Consider the following 22,654-nt stretch of genomic DNA (forward strand, 5'->3'; position numbering starts at 1 on the left):
TCTCTCTCGACTCTAACTGTAGTTATCCAACCGTACATGTCCTATCAACCGAAACACTAGAGTAACGTACAATAAATGTAATGGCCCAGCGACACAGTTCTGTACAGCTATTTCCGGCCGATAGTGGAGCGTTTCGTTCGATTTAGAAGTAATTGTTACAGTTACGTGATATAGTCATAGTCTGTAATACTATAATTACATCACACGTGATGTTCAACGAAAGTATCGATCATATGAATTATCATCCGCTAATCATTCGTGCGACCTGTGAGGGAAAGAGTGACCGAGAACCGGGTCCGTGAACGGACACCCACAGCGTTGCGGTCGACGCCGGTCGCGCCGACCGCTTACCCGCGGAGTCGCCTGAGCATGACGCTGTACTCGTTTCGTTCGTAGAGCGCTTCGACGTGGTCTAGCACCTCGTCGGCCGCCGAACAGAGGCCGGCAGCGCGCATCGGGCTGTCGGTCTCGGCACGTTGGGCCTCCGTTCGGAGGTCCTCGACCAGCGAGAGGAAGTGGCGCGGAATGGTGTGGTTGTGGTCGGCGCGGACATCGATGTACTCGCGCTCGATCGTCTCGACTCGGTCCCCGATATCGGCGATCAACCGCCCGGTATCCGCCCCGCTGCCGCCGTCGTCGAGCGATCGCGAGAGTCGCGGTAACAGCGTCCGATCGTAGAACGTGCTCTCCTGATAGATCGCGTACAACTGCACGTCGGTGACGTCGTCCCGCTCGATCATCGCCTCGAGTTCGCGGACCCGATCGGCCAGATGCCGGTAGACGTCGCCGTCCTTCCGCTGAAGTTCGTCGTCGATCGCGTCGAGCCGTCGCCGGACGTCGCGCGTGCCGATATCCGCGATCGTCGCTCGCAGCTCCGCGTAGGCGTCGAGCGAATCGACCGTCGAGCGCAGCACCGGCTCGACGTCGGCCGCATCCGGCTCGCCCAACGCCTCGAGCAACTCCCGCGACTGGGGCGACTGCGGTCGAACGGAGCGGTCGAGGTCGGCCGCGATCGACGGAACCGCCGTCTCCGGCTCCCGATCGGCCGCCGGCCGCTCGAGCACGATCGTTTCGCTCTCGAGGGCGTCGGCCAGTTCCGTCGTCCGCTCGGCGACGTCGGTCGAACGGAACGTGAGCGCGTCGCTCCGGTCGGCCTCACGACAGACCGTTTCGGCTGCGGCCCGGATCCGATCCCGCTCCCGCTCGGACTGCTCCAACTCGGCTTTCGTCTCCGAGAGCGCGGCCTCGACCGTCGCCGCGTCGTCGGTTTCGTCGAGGACGCGGTCGAACACCGGCTCGAGCCCCCCCGGGATAGCACCATCTCGAGCGGCCAGCGTCCGTTTCGCCGATCGGATCTGTTCGTCCGCCGTCGGATCGTCGAGCCGCTCGACGGTCTCGGCGACCGCACCCGCTTGCTCGAGGCGGTCGACCGCGTCCTCGAGCGCCTCCTCGAGCCGGTCTTCGTTCGGGTCGGGACTCGAGAGGACGCGACACAATTCGTCGGCGATGGGGTCCGTCGGCCGCGCTCGCGAAGTGACGTCGTCTGCGACCGACGTAATCGGGTGTGTTGTCACGTCGTCGGCCGATTCGTCTCGCGGCGTCCGAACGGATTCGGTCTCGTCCGCCGGCGAGCGGTCGGCGGGTGCGGACGGTTCCGCATCTCGTTCCGGCGGCGGCGCTTCGCGGGTCGCCGCCGACTGCGAGGACGGCCGGTTCGGTTCGCGGTCGGCGTTTCGTCCCCGGCCGGGGGTTTTGATCTCGCGAACTCGCTGTCTCACTTCGGCCACTACGTCGTCGACGGTGTCCGTCGCGATCGAACTGATTTCGGTCGACTCGCCGTCGGACGTCTGAATCTCGAGTTCGGTAAACGCTCCACTCTGGTGAGAGCGGACGCCGGTCACCTGATCGTAGTAGATTTCCTCGTTGGTACCACCGCCGGCCCCCGCCCGGGCTTCCATGTCGTACTTCGCCCCCTTGTTCAGGTTGACCGACGTATCGGTCACGACGATCGTCGTGTTGAAGTACGTATCCGCCGCCCTGACCAGCGGCGGCGAATTTCCGGAGTTGTACGTCAAATTGTATAGATCGGCGCTGTCGACTTCGATACCGCGCCTCGCGTTGCGCTCGGACTCGCCGATGAACGTCTGTACGAACGATTGATACTTGTTGTTGATCTCTCGCACACCCCAGTACCAGATCGCGATTCCCCCGAGCAGACCCAGGCCGACGAACGGGCCGATCGCGTCTATCATCGCGCCGATGATGGTAAACGCGACGGTCACACCGATCGTCACTAGCCACGGCGACCACCCTATCTTCCACCGAAGATTGTTGACGTCCGCTGCCATTACACAGCGACGAATGCACTCAGGTCGTGATGAAGCTTCTGCCCTGATATGTCTCTTTCAAGGATATTTTCGTCTAAGAAAGTTTTCGGCCGTCATCGAGGTCGTCGGTGGGACCGAATACCCGTCGTTCGGTGACGGTCAGGCCATGTTCTCGCGCCCGAGCGACGAGAACAGCGCTTCGACCGCGTCCCACTCGTCGCGGACGTTCTCGGCCTGCTCGCTGCTGCCTTCCTGTTTGAGCCGCTGGGCCTGCTCGTACATCTCCGACAACGACGGCATCTCCGGGTTCCACAGCGTTCCCCAGAGGTAGACGTCGTCCAGGTCGGGTGTGACTAGCTGTTTGACGTGAACGTCGATCGTTTCGATTCCCGAGACGTTCCCCGCATCGAGAAATTCCTCGCTGGAGATGATCTCGGTTATCGTCCCGTCGGCGACGAACTCCGAGACGTCGTCCATCTTTTCCTCGGGGCCGTACAACAGTACCGTCCCGCCCCAGGCGGTCGTCGGGTCGAACTCGGCCAGTTTGTTCTGGAACAGGGCGTTTCGGACGAGTATCTCGAGTTTCGACCGATCGAACGAGTCCGCACGCGAGCGGCCTAGAACCGGCGCGAGGATCACCGCGGGAGTAAACGACGCGTCCGGATTCAGCCGGTACTTGTCCTCGACCGGCCGGAAACTGTCGGCCGGATCGAACACGTCGCCCATGATCGACATCGTCGCGTCGCGATCGAGGAACTGCGGCACCGACGACATCGTGAACGCCTCGAGAAACGCCACGAGCGGGCGATTGATTTCGGTGTACTGCGGCGGATTGTAGTCTTCCAGACCGTCGATCTGCGGCCGGATGTCCGCCCCCACACTCTCGAGGCGATTGTTATCGAACGGGATGATGGCGTCGACCGCTCGCGAGGTACGGGCGAGTCCGACGACGCCGTTTACTTTCGCGCGACCGCCGTACTCGGAGTACTCCGTTCCCTCCGAGGGGATGACGACGCTGCTGAAGAGCGGTTTCGGAACGATCGTATCGTCCGCGAGAACGTCGCTTCTGAGGCGATCGGCGACGACCGGCGTCGCGCCACAGCCGGTCCCTTTCGTGACGCTGTGGATGAACATCACCGCCTGGGAGTCCTGGATCCGCTCGGTCTTCATGTCCCAGCGCTCCTGGAACGGGTTTGCGTCGCCCTCGAAGTCGGCCTCCATCAACCGCTTCCCGATGTCCCACCGGTAGCCGGCCCCCGCGTAGTCGTGGCGACCGAACCCGATGATACAGTTCGGCAACAGGTCGTTCCGGCTGTAGCCTTTCTCCTCCTGTGCGTAGTAGGTCTGCTCGAGTTCGCTGACGTTCGTGTTCAGCGGGCCGTAGCCGGCGAGCCCGCCCTCCCAGATCCGAGCGCGTCGCTCGTTGTTCTCCGCGAGCGTCTCGCGACGAAGCAAGATCGCATCGAGCAGGTTGTTTCCCGCCCCGCCGACACCGATGAGGAACCACTTCTTGCCGTAGGAATCACCGAGCAACTCGTCGCTCGGCGTGTCGGTCGGCGACTCAGTCGGCGATCGAGGACCGTCGTCGGGCCGCCCCTCGTCGGGCGGCTCCGCGGCGAATACGTCCTCGCGCAGCTCCGGATACACCTGTTCGACGGACTCCGGCTCGTCCCCGTGTGCGGATCGGATGTGTTCGACGAGGGTTCCCCGATCCCACTCCCCCTCCCGCGCCATACAGATCTTACAGAGGTTCGTCATTCTCGGTACTATCCTACCCGTACGCCGGAACTATCTAAAAGATTACGTGTGCGGCGACGGCGAATCTATTCCCAGCAGCCATCGGCGACACATTTTACTGTGAAAACACATCATTCAACGATAACGTGAGAGATTCCACCGCATTTGGACCGGTTTTCGACCGCGACCGATGCCGTAATCGTGGGCCGTCGCTCGGCCGACGACTCACCTACCGTGGCGCTCGACGAACCGCTCTCGTAACGTTTCGAGTCCCGACTGCGGTGACGTTCGCGGACTGAACTCGATCTCGAGAAAGCCCGGCGGAGCCCCCTCCTGCAGATCGACGGCTGCGACGACGTCGGTCTGTCGGCGGCAGTACGCGGCCACTTCGTCGAGGACGGCCGGACGAGCGACGCTATCGGGTAGCCGATCGGTCTGGCACTGAACCGTCTCGACGCCCGTCCCGCCGTCGAGTTCCCGGAGGACGAACAGGATCTCGTCGGCGATCGCCTCCGTCGTGACGCCGGCGTGGCCCCCCGTCGCTGCGCCGGAACCGGTGGCCACGGCGCGGTTCGACGACTCCTCGCTCGTGAGTGTCGCCTCGTCCGTGCGGTCCGGGGCCGCTCCGCCGTCGGAACCCTCCCGGTCGGTGATCTCGATCGCGCTCTCCTCAAGTGTCACGTCGACGCCGTACTGGCGCTCGACGATCGGGGCGAGATCGCGCATCAACGCCGTCGGCACGGCTTCGGGGAGGGCGACCGTCCCGCCCCCGTGCTCGATCGTCCCGACCAGTCCGCCGAGGAAGTCGACGGTGACGAGCAGGTCGTCGGCGGCGTCGTCCGCGTCTCGAAGCTTCCGCCGGGCGTCCTCGAACGAACAGCGGTGCAACAGATCGGTCGCGTCCGACAGGTCGCGTTCGATATCGGCGACGCCCGGGACCGAGTCGTGGCGACCCGCCAGCACGAAGTCGTCGACGCGATCGGCCAGCGGCCCCTCGAGTCGGTCGGTCAGGTCACGCACGTCCGCGAGCGTCCCGTCGACTTCGGCACGCAGTTCGACGAGGTCCCCCTCTCGGCGGCGCACGTGCTCGTGGATCGCCTCGCGATGCTCGTCGACCGCCGCGGCGACCATCGCCAGCTCTCGAATCGTCCCGTCCTCGAGTCGATCGCGGACGGCCTGTTCGGCCGCATTGACGTGAACGGTCTCACCCGACGACGGCAGAGACAACTCGCGGTACCGAGCCGGGAGGTTCACGATCTCGTACGGCTCGCCGGTCGGCGCGGCGAGTCCGGGCTCCAAGCGGCCGTCGGCGAGCGCGTCCTCGAGTCCGCGCCGGAGGATCCGCTCGGCTCGCTCGATTCGCTCCCGGGCGGATTCGTGATCGTCTCGGGTTTCGGATTCGAGGTCGCGTACGCGCTCGACCGCGTCGGGAACGATCGGCTCGAGGCGCTCGAGCGTCGTCTCGTCGAACCGCTCTTCGAACCCGTTCGCCGCGGAATCCGTCCGGATTTCGTCCCTGCTCGAGTCGGTGCTCGTGGGGTCGTCGCCGTCGTCGGCCGCGGTCGCGAACCGGCGCTGGACGACGATCGCGACGCCGATGACTGCCAGTACTCCCGCGGCCAGCGCGAACGGGAGCGTCGTATCGGCCAGTGAGACCACCGCTTCGGACTGAACGGCCCACGTAGCCCGACCGTCACCCCCGCTGAGAGCCGGGTTCCGTGCGTACACTACGGACGACATCCCCTCACCCGTAAATCGGTCTGCATGTTGGGGGTGTCGACAGTAGAGGTGCAAAGAAGTATCGGCTATCGAACGAATGACGGCCGCACGGCTGCGTTGCGGAATAGCGACTGGACGCGAACAACTGCGAGTCGGTCGGTGGGATGGTCGACGAATTCCCAGGGTTGCTCGACGGTGGAGAGACGCGCTGTTGAGACGCGTCGTCGTTCCGACACCGGCACGAGCCTGTTCGATTCGATAATCCGCAACGAGTTCGGCCGGAGTCCACTGAACTCAGGTGTCCAGAACGGTTTAGCAATTGCCCTCTCGTCCATCCAGACTACACTAGTCGACAAGGAGTGACGCTCCGCAACCACTAAGCGCGGTACGTACCGGATAGACAATATCTGGATTAAGCTTATCAATCTAGTCAGGGGAAGCACGACCGACTCAGAGGGCGCGTCGGAATATGCGGCCTTGCTGAATGGGGGCGCACACCCAGAATAAACGTCTACTCTAGACTATACCCACAGTCTCCCAGGTTCAAAAAACCATAACCATTGTTACCAAGGTACACGAAGCGCTAGTCATGCCAGAGAGAGACAGCAAACTCCCGACTAAGGCGCTGGAGGACATTGCGTATCTCTCCCGGTCCGCTAACCGAGTCGTGATACTTGAGGTCCTCATCGAGGGCCAGTACACTCGGGGAATGTTGGTGAATCAAACGGGTGTCTCGCGGGCGACGCTGGATCGGATCATCAACGAATTGGAAGAGCGAGGGTGGGCAAAGCGCACGACTGAGGGGAACTATACGGCCACAACCCATGGTCGCCATCTCATGCGACGGTTCAGGCCCTTCCTCGAATCGGTCGAGACACTCCACCGTCTCGACGACGCGCTTACGTGGCTCCCGATCGACCAACTCTCTATCGGTCTTGAGCACTTTAGCGATGCAGTCGTCCGGCGACCGGAATCCGAAGACCCCGTCGAGGCTATCGGGTTTATCAACGACCTCTTGGGGAACGCGTCCGAGTTCAGGGTCCTTGCCCATTTGGCACCGCCCGAACCGCTCGGGACGACGTTGCACGAGCGGGTCATCGCCGGACGGATGACCATGGACGGGATCATTACCGATGAACTCGTCGAGTTTCTCGGTTCTACTCCGAAGCGCGCCAAACGGTGGAGAGCGCTCGTTGAAGCCGGGAGCGAGCTCCGCCAACACGAGGGTCCCATCCCGTGCAACCTGTGGATCTTCGACGAGACGGTGCTGATTAAAAAAAGCGGTCCCGAACCGATCGACGAATCGTACGGCGTGCCGATCGTCAGCGAAAACGATACGGTTCGTTCTTGGGCCCACGATTTGATCGATGAGTGGATGGATGCCGCTTCCCCGATTGACGCCAGTGCGTTCGAAGCAGACCCGACAGCGCCAGGAGCCGATTCCAGCGGTGAGTGACTGCGGCTGTTCGATTGTGTCCTGATGGTCGTGTTCTTCCTCGGTCTACTCACACCGTGGGGATCTCCTTACCGAGTAATGGGATAGCACTCGCGCCACCATGAGTTAGTATGGAGTCGAAAAACGATTCGGTGATTCCTGGAGAGGTACTCCACTTGAACGCGAACAGGAACGACGTGGGACGAACCTCAGTCACGGCGTCTCGAATCACGAGGCTCCGAACCGGATTCGAGGGGACCAGTCCCCAATCCTTGGAGGGCAGCCAGCGATGACACTCTCGACGGTTCGACGCTACCAATCCGGCCGCGTCCAACAGGTGGGTGAACACGCTGCCGTTATCGGTGGGAGTCTCGCCGGGTTGTGCGCTGCCCGCGTGCTAGCTAATGGCTACGACACCGTCACGATCATCGAAAAGGATTCGCTCCCCGACGATTCGAGCTTCCGACGCGGCGTCCCTCAGGGGCCACAGGTCCATGCGCTTCAGGAAGCGGGTCGGGCTACGTTGGAAGACCTCTTTCCGGGGTTCGGAGAAGACATCATCTCCGCCGGAGGCCTGCTGATCGACGGTGCGAGTGACTTCAAGTTCTACGACGAAGGCGGGTTCCTCGCTGACGGGACGAAACGGTTTCCGATGTATTTCGCCACCCGGCCGCTATTCGAACACGTCATCAGACGCCGGGTAGCCAGCCTCAAAAACGTCGAGCTCAAACCGGGGTGCCAGTTCACGGATTACCTCTTCGATTCCGAGACGATGACGATCCAAGGTATTGCCGTCCGAGAGGGCTCCGATCGGAAGCGCATCGCTGCCGATCTCGTTGTGGACGCCACGGGTCGGACAAGTCGGACCCCTACGTGGCTGGATAACCACGGCTTCGATGCGCCCGACATCGACGAGGTTCAGATCAACCTCGGGTATTGCACCACGGCCATTCGTCGCCCCCCGGACGATCGACAAACGTTCTTCGCGGCGGCATCACCCCCGCGGACGCGGGGTGGTGCCGCGTTTCCCGTGGAGGATAACCGCTGGTTGGTAAATCTGCACGGGATGAACGGAGACCATCCCCCAACCGACCCGGAGGGGTTCGCCGACTTCGCCGCGAGCCTACCCATCCCGCAGATACATCGACTCATAGAAACCCACCCACAAGTCTGGCAGGACATCGAGTTCTATCCGTTTCCGTCAAACCGGCGGGTTCGCTACGAGAACCTCGATAGATTCCCGGACGGTCTCATCGTCCTCGGTGATGCCATCGCCAGCTTCAACCCGATTTACGGGCAGGGTATGTCTGTCGCGGTGTTGGAGGCGCTTGTGCTTCACCACGTACTCGCGTCCGTTCGCGGCCCGAACCTCGCTCTCGCATTCTTTGACCGCGTCCAGACAATTATCGACACTGCTTGGACGATGGCTATCGGAGCTGACGTCCAGTTCCCCGAAACCACGGGGCCGACGCCACCAGGAACCCGGATGTTCGCGTGGTACCTCTCTCGGCTCACCCGCAAAGCGCACTCCGATGCTGAACTGCGTGACGCTCTCGCCCACGTTGCCTCCATGGAACATCCCCCCACGAGACTGCTTCGTCCGGGCGTCGCGTGGCGGGTTCTCAAACCGGAGATTCTCCGAGGAGGGCACACGAGCCATGTTTCATCGAAAGCGGAACCCCGGAGAACGTCGTAGCAATGTTACCCGCAACTTCTGTATTCAGTAGTCCGTTTCGCTCAGAATTACGTACAATCACATTCACCACCTGAAATAGCGAGGTTTCGTTCCACGTTGTGAACGACACATTTGGTGACGAGTTCGCGGAACTGTTTCCACCACAGGCGTGACCGCACGAACGCACCAAACTTCTGTTTGATTGTTGCATTGACTGTCTCGTTTATATTCCGTCAATGGTAGAGGTCGCTGTCAAGCCGTGCATTCTACACCTTGTGGAGTGGGGTAAATACCCGATCTTGATGAGCGGGCGAATATCGCGGTCATGCGCGAATCGCCGGAGTTTCTGGTCGTCGTATCCGCGATGGGCACTGCGTTCCGTTTCACTACCTGTGGCGCGATCTGCGCGCCATGGACATAGAACTCGAATGCTGATCCCTCACAGGCGTTCCATGCAGAAATTTGGGATACCCTTTTATCACGTTATGTGGTAGCATAGAACATAGACCATGCCTTGCATTGACCCACCACCCAGGCCAGACCCTGACGACGACCTCTTCGAGATATGCCCCGTTGCGCGAGCGTTTGAGATAGTCGGTTCAAAATGGCGGCTTACCGTGCTTCGGAGCCTCCATCTCTACGGGGAACAGCGATTCAGTGACCTTCAGGAAACGACAACTGCCGATTCGGCCACCCTCTCCCGCGTACTCAGAGACTTAGAAGAACAGGACCTCATCAGCCGACGACTCGAGGACCGTCCCATCGCCACGTACTACGACCTGACAGAGCGAGGTGCATCTCTCACCGGCGTCTTCGAAGAATTCGAGGCGTGGGCGTTCGAGCACACGGCCGCGGAGATGCCGGACGTCGAGTTACCGGAGTAATCCACCCAGCGCTGACCGTTGTAGTTACAAAATGTTACTTGGTTGGGTGACCACCACAAACTTGCATAATCATCACAAAAATTATAACTCTCGTCGGGGCGAAATCCCCATCGTGGTCACACCGACCACGGAGGTTAACAGATATGACCGTAGACAGCCCAAACCCCGAACGGATTCTGGACATCGGTCAGGGGTTCTGGGCATCAAAGACGCTGATGAGTGCCACCAAACTCGGCGTCTTCACCGAACTCGACCGTAATGGGCCTCAGACCGTCGAGGAGTTGGAGGACGCGCTCGGTCTGCATCCGCGGGGTTCACGGGATTTCCTGGATGCGTTGGTCGCGCTCGATTTGCTCGACCGTGAGGACGGCCAGTATCGGAACACGCCTGAATCCGCTGCGTTCCTCGTGGAGGGTAAACCCACGTCGTTCGCCGGTTGGTTCGAAATGATCAACGACCGGCTGTATCCGTTCTGGAGCAACCTCGAAACGGCGCTCCGAACCGGCCGGACCCAGAATGAACTCGACGACGAGCAGACTCACCCGTTCGAGGGTGTCATCTACCAGGATGATGAGATTCTCGAACAGTTCGTCGGCGCGATGACCAGCCTCAGTATGGGTGCGGCAGAGGTCTTCGCGCACGAGTTCCCCTGGAAGGACCACGAGACAGTTGTCGATTTAGGCACCAGTGAAGGAATTGTTCCAAAGCGCATCGCAGAGGAGAACGACCACGTCCACGCCATCGGAGCTGATCTGCCCCGGATTGAACCGTACTTCCAAGACTTCGCCGGGAAGAGTCCGGCCGCCGACCGCATCGAATTCCAAGCCGCTGATTTCTTCGCTGACGAGCCACTGCCCGCAGCGGATGTCTACATTCTCGGCCACATCCTCCACGACTGGGGGCTCGACGACAAGCGAGCGATCCTCGCGAAGGTCGCCGAGGCAGTCAATCCGGGCGGGGCCATCATCGTCTACGGAACGATGATCGACGAGGAGCGCCGCGACGCCGAACTACCGTTGCTCATGAGCCTGAACATGCTGATCGAGACGCCTGACGGCTCCGATTATACGGCCGGCCAGTGTATCGAATGGGTCCACGAGGCGGGCTTCGAAGGTGGAGAGGCAAAACCGCTCCCGGGTCCGGATACGATGGTTGTGGCGAGGAAGTAACACATCCAAGAGAAACGAACTAATGACACCACCGAACGAGACAACCGACCAGACGAGCATCGAACAACTCGGATTCGGACGGCGTCCGCTGTTGAAAATACTCGGGATCAGCGCGACACTTTCACTCGGAAGTGGCGTAGCAGCCGCTCACGACGGCGATAGCGGTGACGACGGGACCGAGGGAGACGGTGGTGCGGAGATCGATCCACATTACGGCTTTTCCACGCCGAACGCCGACAATATTCCGGGGGGACTCGAACCGGATCACGATGTCGAACTCCACATCGCCGATCCTGTGCCTGAAAGCCACGGCCCCCTGTTCCACTTCGAACCGACTGGACTGGCAGTAGAGGAAGGTGACATCGTCCAGTTCACCTTCACGACTCCCGACCACACGATCACGGCCTACCATCCCGGCCACGGGTTCCAGCAGCGGGTTCCAGATGGTGTGCCGCCGTTCTCGTCGCCGGTCGTAAACGCTGGTGGAGGCTGGCTCTACCAGTTCGAAGAGGAGGGCCTGTACGATCTGTACTGTGCCCCGCATCACCCCCTCGGAATGACGATGCGAATCGTGTCGGAGAACTCGACGAGGGGGATGAACCGGAGTACGAGGACACGTTCGAGGGTACCGAGGATCCGCCACTCTTGCCTCCGTTTAGCAAAGAGATGCTCAAGGAGGAACTCGAAGTATTCAGTGAGCCTGGCAAAAACGTCCGTTCCGAGTGGGTGTGGCTCACGCCAGCGGAGGTTCTCGATACGGAGGTACTCGACCCCGGACAGATCCAAGCAGAGGGCTCAGTCCCGTTCAGTGATGTCCTAGACGAGATCAGCCGTATTGAGACGAGTCACGGCCACGAGTGAATGTGGCTCATCGTCGCGGACGACGAGCCGGGCCCGGATGGCGTGACATCCTGGTTTCTCAGCACAGACGTGTGAGCGATTCTTCCACACACTCATTCCGTTTTGAGTTGTGCTGAATGCGTGGCCTCGATTTTCTCGACACAGAGGTGCTCGATCCCGCAAATATCCAAGAAAATCACCGATCTCGCTCGACGAAACCAGCCTATCTGGTCAGATTAAGACTACGAATAGCGAACGTCTATCGCAGGAAGGGTGCCTCTCACCCTCCCATCTTCTGCCGGCTGTTACTACAGCTTAGAACCGCTGCCTAATCTGGGAGGTGGTATCCAAGCAAGCGGCCCAGACCAGATAGACCCTTAAAGGCCCAGTGTGGGGGACTCACTGCGTATATGTCCTCCTCGTGTTCCGTCGTCAGCATCGCTAACAGCACGACATCTTTGAAGCCCTCTGGAGGCAATGACACCCCCTGCTCCGTGACGAGCTGATGGAACCGTCGGAAGAACGCCTCATGCTGTAGGGCGGGCTCGTGGATGTTGATGATCTCGACGGGGGTCGCGTTCCTGAACGTATGGGCCGTACCTGGAGGGACGGTGTGTTCCTCACCGGCCGCTACCTCCATCCATTCCCCATCTACGTACACTTCTAACACACCTGAAACCACTTCGTAGCGCTCCTCAGCGTGCGGATGAGTGTGGACGAACGGACCGTCTTCGGGGACGTCTTCGATCTCAAATCGCATTTCCAGCAGTTCCCCGTCCGTGTCCGCTGTCGAACGCGTGATTTCCCAGCGGCCAGGGAAACCACCCCAATCGAGGACGCGATCCTGCTTGCCGCGATCTACTGCCGTCATGGTGTTCCCCCCGTGGTACACTCGCTGTTCGGCATCGATTTGCTTGTCATGGTCATTCGTCACCTCCTGTGCCGTCCGTTCCGCCGCTTGTGTCGCCTCGAGGCACCTCCGCGTAACGGACGCCACAGTGGGGATTGTGCTCTAATACGAGCAGCTAGTGTTAGCACTGAGATCGACTTATGTATTAGGAGAAGGACACTTCTCTAACCGAGCCAGACGTATCCAGATTACGAAACGACGGTGTCAGTCCGTGGCTCCCGATCGAACTCGACGATGTTCATCTCGTCGTCCAAGGTGAGAGTGAACACTGTCGTTTCGACCTCGATACAAAGCGATACGCGGAGAGGCTCCATCGAGACGTTGGTCTCGACGTTGTTCTGTAGCAGTTCGATGGCGTCGTTGACCGCCGGTGAGTCGATGTCCAACTCGGGATTGCCGGTCAGTTCAGTCGCCAATACGAGACCAGTCGCGAACATCTCGACCGGTAACCGTTTGGCGAATCCACAGGTGTTACATCTCATATCTGCCCAGACCGGAAACGGCGTTCCACAGGTGTCGCAGGCGTCCCTCCCATCATGTTCGTGCACGTCACAGACCGTCACCGACGACGAGATCGGCCCTGCACACTCCCGACAGACACCGTACATTAGATACGTTATGTCCAGAGCACACCGATAGAGTCCGGCTGCGAGCGCTTGCTCAGTGTTGCGGGTCGTCAGCCCTGCTACCGGATAGTTCGTGAGGAAGAGCGTTCCCGTCGGCGCTTGATCGCCGAACAACCCCTCACACTCGGTGCAGCCGACTCGCAGCCACTGATCCTCGTAGGTGGCCGCAACGGTTGCTCCGCACAACGGGCAATTCTCGTCGAGTTCCTGAGAGAAGTCGAGGCTCTCTGCTCCAGAAACGGCTATCACTGTTCTGGCGATCTGCTTTCCTGCACTGCTCAACCGGTATCCGTCGTCAGTTCGTCGGACGAAGTGAGGAGCGAGTTCCGAGAGGTGGTAGTTGAACTTCCCGTTATCATCAACGTCAACCTCGTTTTGCAACTCGGAATACGACACCATCTCGACAGCGTCAGAGCCGTCGTCGTACACGTGGGCGGCACCTGCCCGCCAGAGTACGCGGATGATCTCTAACCGGATTTCGTTCCCCAGAATAGCGAAGGCCTCGTCCGGGGAAAGCCCGTCCAGTTCGAGATTGGGAGTGAACCGTGTATGAGTCATGCTACCAATACACGCTACAGACTCATTAAACGTACCTCCAGACCCTCCGGGGGAGGCTGAGAAAAGTACAGGACACGCACACTGTACTCAGCACAGTCACTGAAATCCAGCACTACTCGAGGAGGTCGACAAGGCCGTCTAACCGGCTACTGCTAGCGGATCTTCGTTTCCGAGCATCGGCGTCGTCGTACGGAAGGAAGATCGGTCGGCGTCGCGTACGTACTTTTTCCTAGGAGATCTGGATTTGGGCACACCACCGGCCGAGTCGAAGAACAGCGGACACGATGGTGTCGGATCTGGGAGGGTCCCCGCGGCAAAGGACGGTTCGGGGGACAATCCGCTCGCTATCCGGGATGAAAGGGGACGTGAAAGAGGAGGGAAGGGACACAACGGAGAAGGGAGAAATCGAGAAGGGGAAGAAAGGAGGAAGGAGGCGGGAGGCGGAAAGGAGGAAGGAGGAAGGAGACGGGAGGTGGAAAGAGGAGAGGAGGACTTGGAGAGTAGTTCACCAGAGACGGTGGTCACTGGAACTCGGCCAATGACGTATTCTCATCCGTCGTGCGTTCGTCACCGATCAAATGGCCCTGAATGGATTCGTGGATACCGACATCGTCGAGAACCTCGTCGAGCGCCGAGAGGATGAGTTCGATGTCCATATCGAGCGTATACTCGCGGTACGTCCCACCCCGCCGGCCCTCGTTGCGTTCGGTGACCGAGACGAGCCCGAGCATGGCGAGTTCCGACAGATGATCGCGCATTCGGCGCGGGACCAGCGGATCACGACCGGCCCGCTGTGCAAAGTTCGTGTACCGCGGACGAACGTCTCGCGACCGAATGGGCGTTTCATTCTGGAGATGGAGTGTCAGCAAGGAGTACAACACCAGGTGTCCGTGTTGAGTGAGTCCGCTGATGCCCTCTTCGATCCGTCCGCGTTCCAAATCGTGCCGTCCCGCTTCGACGTGTCTCTCGGCGACGGCCGTCGTCTCCGCTTCCTCCCGAGCGAGATCGCCGGCTTTCATGAGCAGATCGATCGACTGTCGGGCGTCGCCGGCGTCTTTCGCGCCGTAGGCCGAACACAGCGGAATCACGGCGTCGTCGAGGACATCGTCGTGAAACGCGACATCGGCCCGTTGCTCGAGAATCTTCTGGAGATCACCCGCGTCGTATGCGGGGAAGTGAATCTCCTGCTCGCAGAGCGAACTCTTGACCTTCGGCGAGAGATCGTCACGGAACGAAAAGTCGTTCGAAATACCGATAATCCCGATTTTCGCCGCGGAGAGGTTGTTGTTCGCGCGGGCTCGCGGAAGCTGATACAGAATCGAATCGTCTTCGACGTGATCCACTTCGTCGAGGACGATCAGATTGGTCCCGCCGAGTTTCTCGAGTTCGTCCCACAACATTCCGTACACTGTCGCTCGCGGATAGCCCGTCGTACTGATCTGGTTCGTCTCGTCTCGGAGTTCGTTGACCAGACGCGTCGCGATTTGGTAGGAGGACGTGAGTCCATCGCAGTTGAGGAACGTCAGCTGGAGATCGATGTCGTCGTACTTCGCGGCGTCCTCCTCGAGGTGAGAGAGGAGATACCTGGTGGCAGCCGTCTTTCCGACGCCGGTTTTTCCGTAGAGGAAGACGTTATTCGGCTGTTCGCCGTTGATTACGGGCTGGAGCGCCGCCTGGTACATCTGGATTTCGTCGTCACGACCGACGAGTTGTTCCGGTTGATAATCCTCTCGCAACGCGTCGCGGTTCCTATAGATTTCAGTGTCGCGTTCGAACAAACTCATTCGAGCTACTCACCTCTCTTTCACCATAGTTTATAAAACCACACTGTCCGGAGTGTCCGCAGTTCTGCGCACTTATAAAGAATCACGGACCACACCCACCCCACCATGTCCGCAGTAATCTACACGAAACGGGAACGGTGTTAGAATGGGTTTCTAGATAGCGGAATATTTAATACGATGACGTGTGAGCTAGTCCGAATGACGGCATGAACCATATCTGCAATAAGGGGTATGTAAAATTAATAAGCTAGATGGAATTAATGCAACTCTGATCGGCACTCAGTAGACGACCCGGTTTCTGGCGGAGAACAGCGGACATGGTGGGGTGAGTGTGTCCCCGTCTACTCCACGAATTAATCCCAAAGACAAACTTTCGTTCCGTTCCTCTTTCCCTTCCCCACCACTTGGATAATCTGTACGATTTCCGGAGTAGACACCTCCTACACCGGCGCAGTGTGAAAGCCCACGCCTGAAGTCGTGGGAACAGTCCGTCCCGGAAAACGGTTCCTGGAAATAGTGCCACACCACGATGTCCGCTGTTCTCGACGCAACACTTCTCGAGTGTGAACGGCGGATGCACTTGTGAGAGAGACGGTGACTCGTGGTGAAAGAAACGGTGACTTATGGTGGAAGAGACGGTGGACACGTTCGCGGAACAACGGACGTACTGGTGTGTCGAATCGCGATCTCGTCCAATTCGAGCGCTGTGAACCGGACGCATTCAATGCTGCCGCACCTGTAACCGGCTGATTCTACGAACTGCCACACCACTATGTCCGCTGTTACTGCCAAATATATCAAAATAACAACGGACACGGTGGTGTGAATTTGGTGACGCTACCCGGTGATTCAGTGAAGCTGGCGTCATCGTCGAGTCGCTCTTGGACACGCTCCTCTATCGATGTCACACCCCTCTATCGATGTGTTCGTGCGGATTGATCACTTGCATTTCGAACGAAATCGCTCCGAGAGAAGCGTTTCGAGAGGTACGGAGCCTGCAGTGACGATCACTGCTCGAGCCCAGGGGAAGGAGACACCGCTATCGAAGTGTATCGCGAACACGTTCCGCCTCGACGACCGATATACTGATGGGTGAGACGGCTGATCTACCGACGGCTGATCTACTGACGACTGATCTGACGAGTGATATACTGACGAATTGTGACTTTCGAGACAGACACTGCTGGGAATCGTTGACCAGGATAGCGCCGATAATCGACGGTGCCGAGACGGAACGAGTACACACGAGAGAGACACCCCTCTATCGATGTGTTCGATCGCTCGAACGGGAGGGGGGTGCGCTCGCCGGGATCGAGCAGCGTGAGTCCCGAATCCGAAGGAATCGTTCCAGAGAGCCGATTAGACTGATAATCGTCGGGTTTCTCTTCCTTCTCTTCTTCTAGCTTTCTAGAACGAACACTCACACACCCCTCTATCGATGTGTTCGATGTGTTCCGAAACGCAACTCCAACGGCACGACTCTTCCTCGAGAACAGACCTTCTCAAACCGGACTTACCATGGGCTCTATCCGGGATATTCTCGAATAATTCGTTTCTACTCTCCTTCACCCACCTCCGTCTCTCTTCCCCTGGTCGAGTAGAACACATCGATAGAGGGGTGTCTGTCTCGACATCGCAACGATCTCTGTCTCGTAACTGCAGCGACTCTATAACACATCGTCATCCGTTCGTACCGTCTCAGTCGCTCTCCCCTTCGAAAGAGTGGAATTGTCGCGGATCGCCCGCTCAATCGAACAAACACACATCGATAGAGGTGGGCAACACTTTTGGTACCGCCCCGTATGGATCATCGTATGGATGACTTCGAGGATCCTCGAGATGGGGCGGGGACATCGAAGGACGAACCGACGGATCAGCCTGCTCCGTCGTCCGATTCTTCTGCGTCCGAGACGACTCCATCTTCGACTGCGCCGGCGTCGGACGGCGAATCGCAATCGATCGAGGATATGTTGCTGGAGTTCGACCAACAGGACGGACTCATTCGGGACCGGTCGCTTCTCGATCCGAATCACATCGTCGAGGAAGATCGCATCGTCGGTCGCGACGAGCAGCTTCAGGAGGTCACCAAGATGCTCCGCGTCGCTCTCGGCGACAACCGTCCCCCGAATCTCTTCCTCTACGGTCCGTCAGGAACCGGCAAATCCCTCATCACCAAGGCCGTCTGCAAGAACATCAGCAACATCTGTGAGACGCGCGATATCCAGTTCGGAACGATCGAGGTCAACTGCCAGGATCTCGATACCCTCGGCGTTGCAGTCTACGAACTGGCGAGCCGCGCTGCGGCGGAAGCGAACGTTGCGGTCGAGGTTCCGAAACACGGTGTCGCGACGAAGGAGAAGTGGGACGAGCTCTATCGAATCGTCAACGAAAACTTCGATTCGGCGGTGTTCGTTCTCGACGAACTCGACATGCTCGTCGGCCGCCGGGACAAACAGGAGCCGGCGTTCTCCCGACTGCTCTATCAGCTCTCCAGGGCCGGCGCGAACAACGACCTCGCTGCGCACGTCTCGGTCGTCGCGATCTCCAACGATACGAAAATGATGGAGTCCGTGGGAAGTCGAGCCCTGAGCTCGTTCACCCCAGAAGACGTCCACTTCGACGACTACGACGCGAACCAGCTCCAGTCGATTCTCCGTCGCCGCCAGGACGCGTTCTTCGAGAACGTTCTCGACGACGATGTCATCCCGTTGGCGGCGGCCTTTGCGGCACAGACTCACGGCGATGCTCGGAAAGCGATCGATCTCATGCGCGTCGCCGGCGAGCTCGCGGAACGCGAAGGCGACGAGTGCGTCCGTGAAGAACACGTTCGTGAGGCACAGGACAAAGTCGAGAAGAATCGGGTTCTCGAGGTCGTTCGCGGAATCAGTACACAGAAGAAACTCTGTCTGTACGCGACGGCGGCCGTCGCATCCGAGACGAACGACGAATCGGCCCGGAGTACGACCGGGTACCGCGTCTACCAGTTCCTCACGGACGCGATCGACGCCGAACAGTACCACCAGGAGACCTACGTCAACAAGATGAAAGAGATGACGACGTACTCGCTCGTCGACTTCGAGCGCCGGAGTCACGGGCCGAGTTCGGGAATGTTCCTCGAGTTCCAGTTCGGCGAGCGTCCCGAGACGATCCTCGAAACCCTTCGCGAAGATTCGCGAATCGACATGGTTTCCACGGACGAAGTGACCAGCGTCGTCAAAGCGCAGGTTCGAAACGAGACCTGACGACCCCCGCTCGTCGGATCGCTTCGGCCGTCAGCCCCCTCTATCGATGTGTTTCTCTCGCGCGTTATTCTGGCAAAGTGATCGCTTCACGTTCTCACTCCATCACACACCTCTATCGAAGTGTGATGCGGGCTTAAACCGACTATCACGTGGCAAACCGTGGACTTTCGATCGCGCGTGGCACAAAGAGCTGACCCCAATTTCTCCTCGAGAGGGAGGAATCGATCGTCTTTACTGTGTTTCTCAATTATTGAGGAAAGGAGACACCTCTATCGATGTGTTCGCGTGCTGCACTTACCCACCCTCTGAGATTGTCTATATAATTATCACTTCGATCCAATCGTGCTATAGTATTGCAATAATAAACAATACTGTGTTCGCTGATCGACTTTTCCACGAGATCCGACTGCCGTAGTCGAGCCGATACGCATTCCACTCGAGAGCGGGTGACAGACGCCGAGGACATCAACGAGGGGGTACAGACCGTTGAGTACCGAGGAGTACTGGCGATAGAGATCGATAGGGACTATGCGGGCGTCCGCGAGAACCGGTCCCCGTGAAATCGACTTCGCGGGCGAAGGATGTCGGAAGACGGCTTCTGGGTCGGCGTGTGTCGCCAAACGACGTTGGCGGCGAGAGTACGCTCTGTCCACAAAATTTCATGAAATGGACAATACTGTCGACCTCCTTATAATGACATAAATTGCACCTCTGCCGTCCCGAGAGTACACAGCTACCTCCATCCGGCGTACGGAATTCGTACCAGTGATCAGTTTAGCTCGTCCGCCGTTATCTCCATGTACCTGTCGGTGATTCCGGACGCGTCTTCGGGGAGCAAAGCGACGACCAGGTACGGCGCGTACTCCGAGAAATACTCGATGAGATCCGCGATACGCTCCGAATCGATCGCTTCCAACGAGTCGGCCAGCATAAAGGGTACTTCCTCGTACACGTCGTGGACGAGATAGCCAGCGAGCGCGACGATTAGACCGATAACTTCTCGCTCGCTTTCGCTCAGGTTCTCCACCGTATCCTCGTACACCGATCCCGATTCCGATTCTCGAATAATGTGCAGGTCGAACGTGGAATTCGATTTTTGGTCGTCCCGCCGGTCCTCTTTTCGCTCGATCCAGACGCGCGAGACATTCCGGTAATCGAGTATGTCCAGCACTTTCTCCATGTGCTCGTTGAACTGTGATACCGATCGCGATTCGAGTTCGTCTACTCGTTTCCGCTCCTGTCGGAGCTCCTGTCGGATCTCTTCGATCTGCTCCTTCAGACGCGATTTGTCCGGGAGCGCCTCGATTTCGTCGATTTCGTCCTGGACCGTCCCCAACTGCTCCCGTTTCTGGCCTCGTTCGTACTGCAGGTCGCTGATTCGTTCGTAGGTCTTCAGGAGATCGTTGTTGCGAAGGTCTTCGGTGACTGCGACCTCCGATTCGAGCTCACTGACCGTCTCACGCAACGCTGCGATCCGCTCTTCGATCGCTTCGCGTCGCTCTCTCTTCGACTCGAGTTTCGCTTCGACGTCCTCTATCTCCCGGTCGAGACGTTCTCGCGTTTCGATCGCCTCCCGAACTGACTCCTCTTCCGCGGCTAACGCTTCGATCCGGTCGGTCAGCTCCCCGAGTTCGGTTTGCTTTTCCGAAACGACGCGACGGAGGTTCTCCAACTGCTCTTCGATCGTACCGCGCTCGGCTTGATTCCCACAGGTCCAGCACGTTATCTCCTGGTCGTCTTTCGGGGCGAGTTCTGCCACCGGATCCGTCGTGTCGGCTTCCGAACTGGGAACGGTCGACACGCTGTCCGAGAGGACGTCTTCGTTGAACTCGACGATCGACGAGAGATCGGCGACCGTGTTTTCCACCGTCCGTTTCCGACCGCGGACCGTTCGTAACTCGTCTTGAACCCGTTCGAGGTCCGCTCTGGTGTGGGCTTCCAGTTCGTCTCGCTCGGCGCGGAGTTCTGCCGGTCGTTCGCGGAGGGCATCGAGTTCGGCTTCCACCAACTCGAGATCGGTTTCCGCTTCGCTCAGTTCCTGCCGACGGTCGTCGAGCCGATCGACTAGCTCTTCGGCTTCTTCGGCCATTTCGGCGTCGGCTTCGAACTCGGCCGCATCGGTTCGCAACGCGTCGATTTGCTCGTCGATCGATTCGAGTTCGCTTTCGAGGCTTTGTCGTCGTTCTTCGAGGGTCGGTAATCGTTTCGACTGCCGCTCGACGGACTCGAGCTCGGCGGAGAGTTCCTCCCGTTCGGTCTGCAGTGTCCGAATTCGCTGCTCGATGGCCTCCGTGTCCACCGGCCTCATGATGAGGTCGCGGAGCTCGTCTCCCCGTTCGACTGCTAATCGCGCGGGATTGTTTTCGAGCAGCGAGATGAAGAGATCGATGATCTCTTCGTTCGTCTCGTACGGATCGCCGCTCGAGTCGATTCCAGCGCCCGTTCGTTCGTACGTCCGAGTGTACGTCTCCTCGCCCAGCTCGAGGGTAATCTGGCCGCTGTCGGCATCGCTTTTCAGTGTCGCGGCAGTCCCACCGAGGACGCCAGTGATCGCCTGCAGCAGACTCGTGCGATTCGTCGCGTTGCGCCCTGTCAGAAGCGTCACGCCTTTCTTCAGCTCCACTGAACAGTCTTCGATACCACCGATATTCTCCACGTGGAGTCGAGCGACATCGGTGAACGTCGCCTCAGTTCGTTCCGTACCCGTCGTTGGCATTACCGTCCACAATGGCGAGGGGGCATTTAAATCCGGCGAGTTTAAATACAGCACACTTGACGTAAATAGAAGTAATCTATAGGCAATTCAAAATGTATAAAATATTTCAAACCTCTGATCATGAATGGACGGTTTACGAAAGTAGCTGTGGAATAGTGGCTTGAAATGTATGTCTCGTTCTGGCACTACCTGTACTATTTGTCTTACATATCTTTGGAATCACAAGAACACGATCGTTGCTCGAGTAATTCGGTCGGTCGGTGCGTGCGCCCACACTCGCCACACGTTATCTGAATCGTAATCGTTACGTCAAAGTCGGCTATCGCGAGATGACCGGAAGTGACGAGCCGTGATACGGTCTGCTCCACGATTCGGGCGCACCGCGTTCGTGCCCACTCGATCGTGTCTCTGGACTCGTCGGGCGTGATTCGAGCGGATCGGCTCGTATCGATTCCGAGACAGTCGTTGAGGTGCCCTCGAACGGTCGGGTGGGTGACCCAATCCGATTCGATCGCCGCGATGTCGACCCCCTGTTGCTCGAGGCGCGTTCGGACGCGCACTTCTCGATCAGCAGCAACCGAATCGCTCGTGAGCGTTTCGTACACGGCCGAGAGCGCGTCGTCGGGACTGACAGCGCCGTACGCGATATCCGTGAGATCGAGGGGCGTCGACTCGATCGCCGCCGCGAGGATTTGCCGATTGACGAAATCGGCGAGTTCCCGGAGACTCGCCTCCTCGTCGAACCGTTTGCGTCGCAGTTCGTCGTTCAATCCATCGAGCTCGTATCGTTCGACGCTTCGCCCTACTTTACACGAGCAGGGCTGATCCGTCGGTTCATCCATCGTGGAGACACCTCGATAGCGTTCGTTTCGGATCGACCGAGATTTGCTTCGGCATCACTACGTGAGTCATGACGGATCACGTTCAAATACCTTGCTTTCCACTGGTCCGCTTGGAAAGGGACTCGCGTCAGTGCGTTCCATGCAGTTCGATCGCTCGACCGCTCGTTGTGGGGACTCCTTACCAACAGCA

15 protein-coding genes and 2 pseudogenes are annotated in these 22,654 nt (G+C 59.0%); 8 read left to right on the top strand and 9 right to left on the bottom strand.

Annotated elements, in window-relative coordinates:
* Positions 1–347: 347 nt before the first annotated feature.
* The 3 genes from BMX07_RS17320 to BMX07_RS17330 all read right to left on the bottom strand — a co-directional run bounded on the left by BMX07_RS17320 (position 348) and on the right by BMX07_RS17330 (position 5,792).
* Positions 348–2,348 (bottom strand): hypothetical protein, encoded by a 2,001-nt coding sequence (locus tag BMX07_RS17320; protein ID WP_090620261.1) that lies wholly within the window; start codon positions 2,346–2,348, stop codon positions 348–350.
* Positions 2,349–2,486: 138 nt separating this feature from the next.
* Complete coding sequence (locus BMX07_RS17325; protein WP_090620264.1) at positions 2,487–4,085, bottom strand: FtsZ/tubulin family protein; 1,599 nt, start codon at positions 4,083–4,085, stop codon at positions 2,487–2,489.
* A gap of 204 nt (positions 4,086–4,289) precedes the next feature.
* Positions 4,290–5,792, bottom strand: coding sequence for a hypothetical protein (locus tag BMX07_RS17330; RefSeq protein WP_139210943.1), 1,503 nt, complete (start codon positions 5,790–5,792; stop codon positions 4,290–4,292).
* A gap of 580 nt (positions 5,793–6,372) precedes the next feature.
* Here BMX07_RS17330 and BMX07_RS17335 point away from each other — a divergent pair.
* Together BMX07_RS17335 and BMX07_RS17340 are read left to right on the top strand one after the other, a co-directional pair.
* Positions 6,373–7,239 (top strand): helix-turn-helix transcriptional regulator, encoded by an 867-nt coding sequence (locus BMX07_RS17335; RefSeq protein WP_090620267.1) that lies wholly within the window; start codon positions 6,373–6,375, stop codon positions 7,237–7,239.
* A 268-nt stretch (positions 7,240–7,507) separates the two neighbouring features.
* Positions 7,508–8,914 carry an FAD-dependent oxidoreductase gene (locus tag BMX07_RS17340; protein WP_090620269.1) on the top strand — a complete coding sequence of 469 codons (1,407 nt, stop codon included), beginning with the start codon at positions 7,508–7,510 and terminating at the stop codon, positions 8,912–8,914.
* A 47-nt stretch (positions 8,915–8,961) separates the two neighbouring features.
* On the opposite strand, the pseudogene BMX07_RS25220 reads toward BMX07_RS17340, so the two are convergent.
* Positions 8,962–9,307, bottom strand: a pseudogene (locus BMX07_RS25220) (IS5/IS1182 family transposase); the annotation flags it as partial.
* A 95-nt stretch (positions 9,308–9,402) separates the two neighbouring features.
* Between BMX07_RS25220 and BMX07_RS17345 the strand changes: the two are divergent.
* From BMX07_RS17345 to BMX07_RS23880, 4 genes and pseudogenes are all read left to right on the top strand, one after another.
* Positions 9,403–9,777, top strand: coding sequence for a winged helix-turn-helix transcriptional regulator (locus BMX07_RS17345; protein ID WP_090620272.1), 375 nt, complete (start codon positions 9,403–9,405; stop codon positions 9,775–9,777).
* Positions 9,778–9,920: 143 nt separating this feature from the next.
* Positions 9,921–10,946, top strand: a complete 1,026-nt coding sequence (locus BMX07_RS17350; protein WP_090620275.1) for a methyltransferase — start codon at positions 9,921–9,923, stop codon at positions 10,944–10,946.
* A 22-nt stretch (positions 10,947–10,968) separates the two neighbouring features.
* Positions 10,969–11,460: pseudogene (locus BMX07_RS25690) on the top strand (cupredoxin domain-containing protein); the annotation flags it as partial.
* 152 nt (positions 11,461–11,612) lie between these two features.
* Positions 11,613–11,807 (top strand): hypothetical protein, encoded by a 195-nt coding sequence (locus tag BMX07_RS23880; RefSeq protein ID WP_139210945.1) that lies wholly within the window; start codon positions 11,613–11,615, stop codon positions 11,805–11,807.
* 307 nt (positions 11,808–12,114) lie between these two features.
* Here BMX07_RS23880 and BMX07_RS17365 read toward each other — a convergent pair whose 3' ends face one another.
* Positions 12,115–12,657, bottom strand: coding sequence for a cupin domain-containing protein (locus BMX07_RS17365; protein WP_245742147.1), 543 nt, complete (start codon positions 12,655–12,657; stop codon positions 12,115–12,117).
* Between the two features lie 227 nt (positions 12,658–12,884).
* Positions 12,885–13,880, bottom strand: a complete 996-nt coding sequence (locus tag BMX07_RS17370; protein ID WP_090620283.1) for a DUF7351 domain-containing protein — start codon at positions 13,878–13,880, stop codon at positions 12,885–12,887.
* Positions 13,881–14,245: 365 nt separating this feature from the next.
* Here BMX07_RS17370 and BMX07_RS24590 point away from each other — a divergent pair, with 365 nt between their 5' ends.
* The gene (locus tag BMX07_RS24590; RefSeq protein ID WP_175480183.1) at positions 14,246–14,422 is read left to right on the top strand and encodes a hypothetical protein; all 177 of its coding nucleotides are present in this window, start codon (positions 14,246–14,248) and stop codon (positions 14,420–14,422) included.
* Here BMX07_RS24590 and BMX07_RS17375 read toward each other — a convergent pair.
* The gene (locus BMX07_RS17375) at positions 14,402–15,664 is read right to left on the bottom strand and encodes an orc1/cdc6 family replication initiation protein (RefSeq protein ID WP_090620285.1); all 1,263 of its coding nucleotides are present in this window, start codon (positions 15,662–15,664) and stop codon (positions 14,402–14,404) included. The two genes, BMX07_RS24590 and BMX07_RS17375, sit on opposite strands and share 21 nt — an antisense overlap.
* 1,814 nt (positions 15,665–17,478) lie before the next feature.
* Between BMX07_RS17375 and BMX07_RS17380 the strand changes: the two genes are divergently transcribed.
* Positions 17,479–18,906, top strand: a complete 1,428-nt coding sequence (locus tag BMX07_RS17380) for an orc1/cdc6 family replication initiation protein (protein WP_090620696.1) — start codon at positions 17,479–17,481, stop codon at positions 18,904–18,906.
* A 769-nt stretch (positions 18,907–19,675) separates the two neighbouring features.
* On the opposite strand, the gene BMX07_RS17385 is transcribed toward BMX07_RS17380, so the two are convergent.
* Together BMX07_RS17385 and rdfA are read right to left on the bottom strand one after the other, a co-directional pair.
* A complete protein-coding gene (locus tag BMX07_RS17385; RefSeq protein ID WP_090620289.1) occupies positions 19,676–21,622 on the bottom strand; it encodes an archaea-specific SMC-related protein in 1,947 nt (648 codons plus the stop codon).
* 203 nt (positions 21,623–21,825) lie between these two features.
* Positions 21,826–22,464 (bottom strand): rod-determining factor RdfA, encoded by a 639-nt coding sequence (gene rdfA, locus BMX07_RS17390; protein ID WP_090620293.1) that lies wholly within the window; start codon positions 22,462–22,464, stop codon positions 21,826–21,828.
* Positions 22,465–22,654: the final 190 nt, after the last annotated feature.

Source organism: Natrinema salaciae (genome assembly GCF_900110865.1).
GTDB classification, from domain to species: domain Archaea; phylum Halobacteriota; class Halobacteria; order Halobacteriales; family Natrialbaceae; genus Natrinema; species Natrinema salaciae.

Coding starts and splice junctions, on each gene's coding strand:
- BMX07_RS17320 (WP_090620261.1), bottom strand. CDS start 2,348: ATGGCAGCGGACGTCAACAATCTTCGGTGGAAGATAGGGTGGTCGCCG.
- BMX07_RS17325 (WP_090620264.1), bottom strand. CDS start 4,085: ATGACGAACCTCTGTAAGATCTGTATGGCGCGGGAGGGGGAGTGGGAT.
- BMX07_RS17335 (WP_090620267.1), top strand. CDS start 6,373: ATGCCAGAGAGAGACAGCAAACTCCCGACTAAGGCGCTGGAGGACATT.
- BMX07_RS17340 (WP_090620269.1), top strand. CDS start 7,508: ATGACACTCTCGACGGTTCGACGCTACCAATCCGGCCGCGTCCAACAG.
- BMX07_RS17345 (WP_090620272.1), top strand. CDS start 9,403: ATGCCTTGCATTGACCCACCACCCAGGCCAGACCCTGACGACGACCTC.
- BMX07_RS17350 (WP_090620275.1), top strand. CDS start 9,921: ATGACCGTAGACAGCCCAAACCCCGAACGGATTCTGGACATCGGTCAG.
- BMX07_RS23880 (WP_139210945.1), top strand. CDS start 11,613: ATGCTCAAGGAGGAACTCGAAGTATTCAGTGAGCCTGGCAAAAACGTC.
- BMX07_RS17365 (WP_245742147.1), bottom strand. CDS start 12,657: ATGACGGCAGTAGATCGCGGCAAGCAGGATCGCGTCCTCGATTGGGGT.
- BMX07_RS17370 (WP_090620283.1), bottom strand. CDS start 13,880: ATGACTCATACACGGTTCACTCCCAATCTCGAACTGGACGGGCTTTCC.
- BMX07_RS17375 (WP_090620285.1), bottom strand. CDS start 15,664: ATGAGTTTGTTCGAACGCGACACTGAAATCTATAGGAACCGCGACGCG.
- BMX07_RS17380 (WP_090620696.1), top strand. CDS start 17,479: ATGGATGACTTCGAGGATCCTCGAGATGGGGCGGGGACATCGAAGGAC.
- BMX07_RS17385 (WP_090620289.1), bottom strand. CDS start 21,622: ATGCCAACGACGGGTACGGAACGAACTGAGGCGACGTTCACCGATGTC.
- rdfA (WP_090620293.1), bottom strand. CDS start 22,464: ATGGATGAACCGACGGATCAGCCCTGCTCGTGTAAAGTAGGGCGAAGC.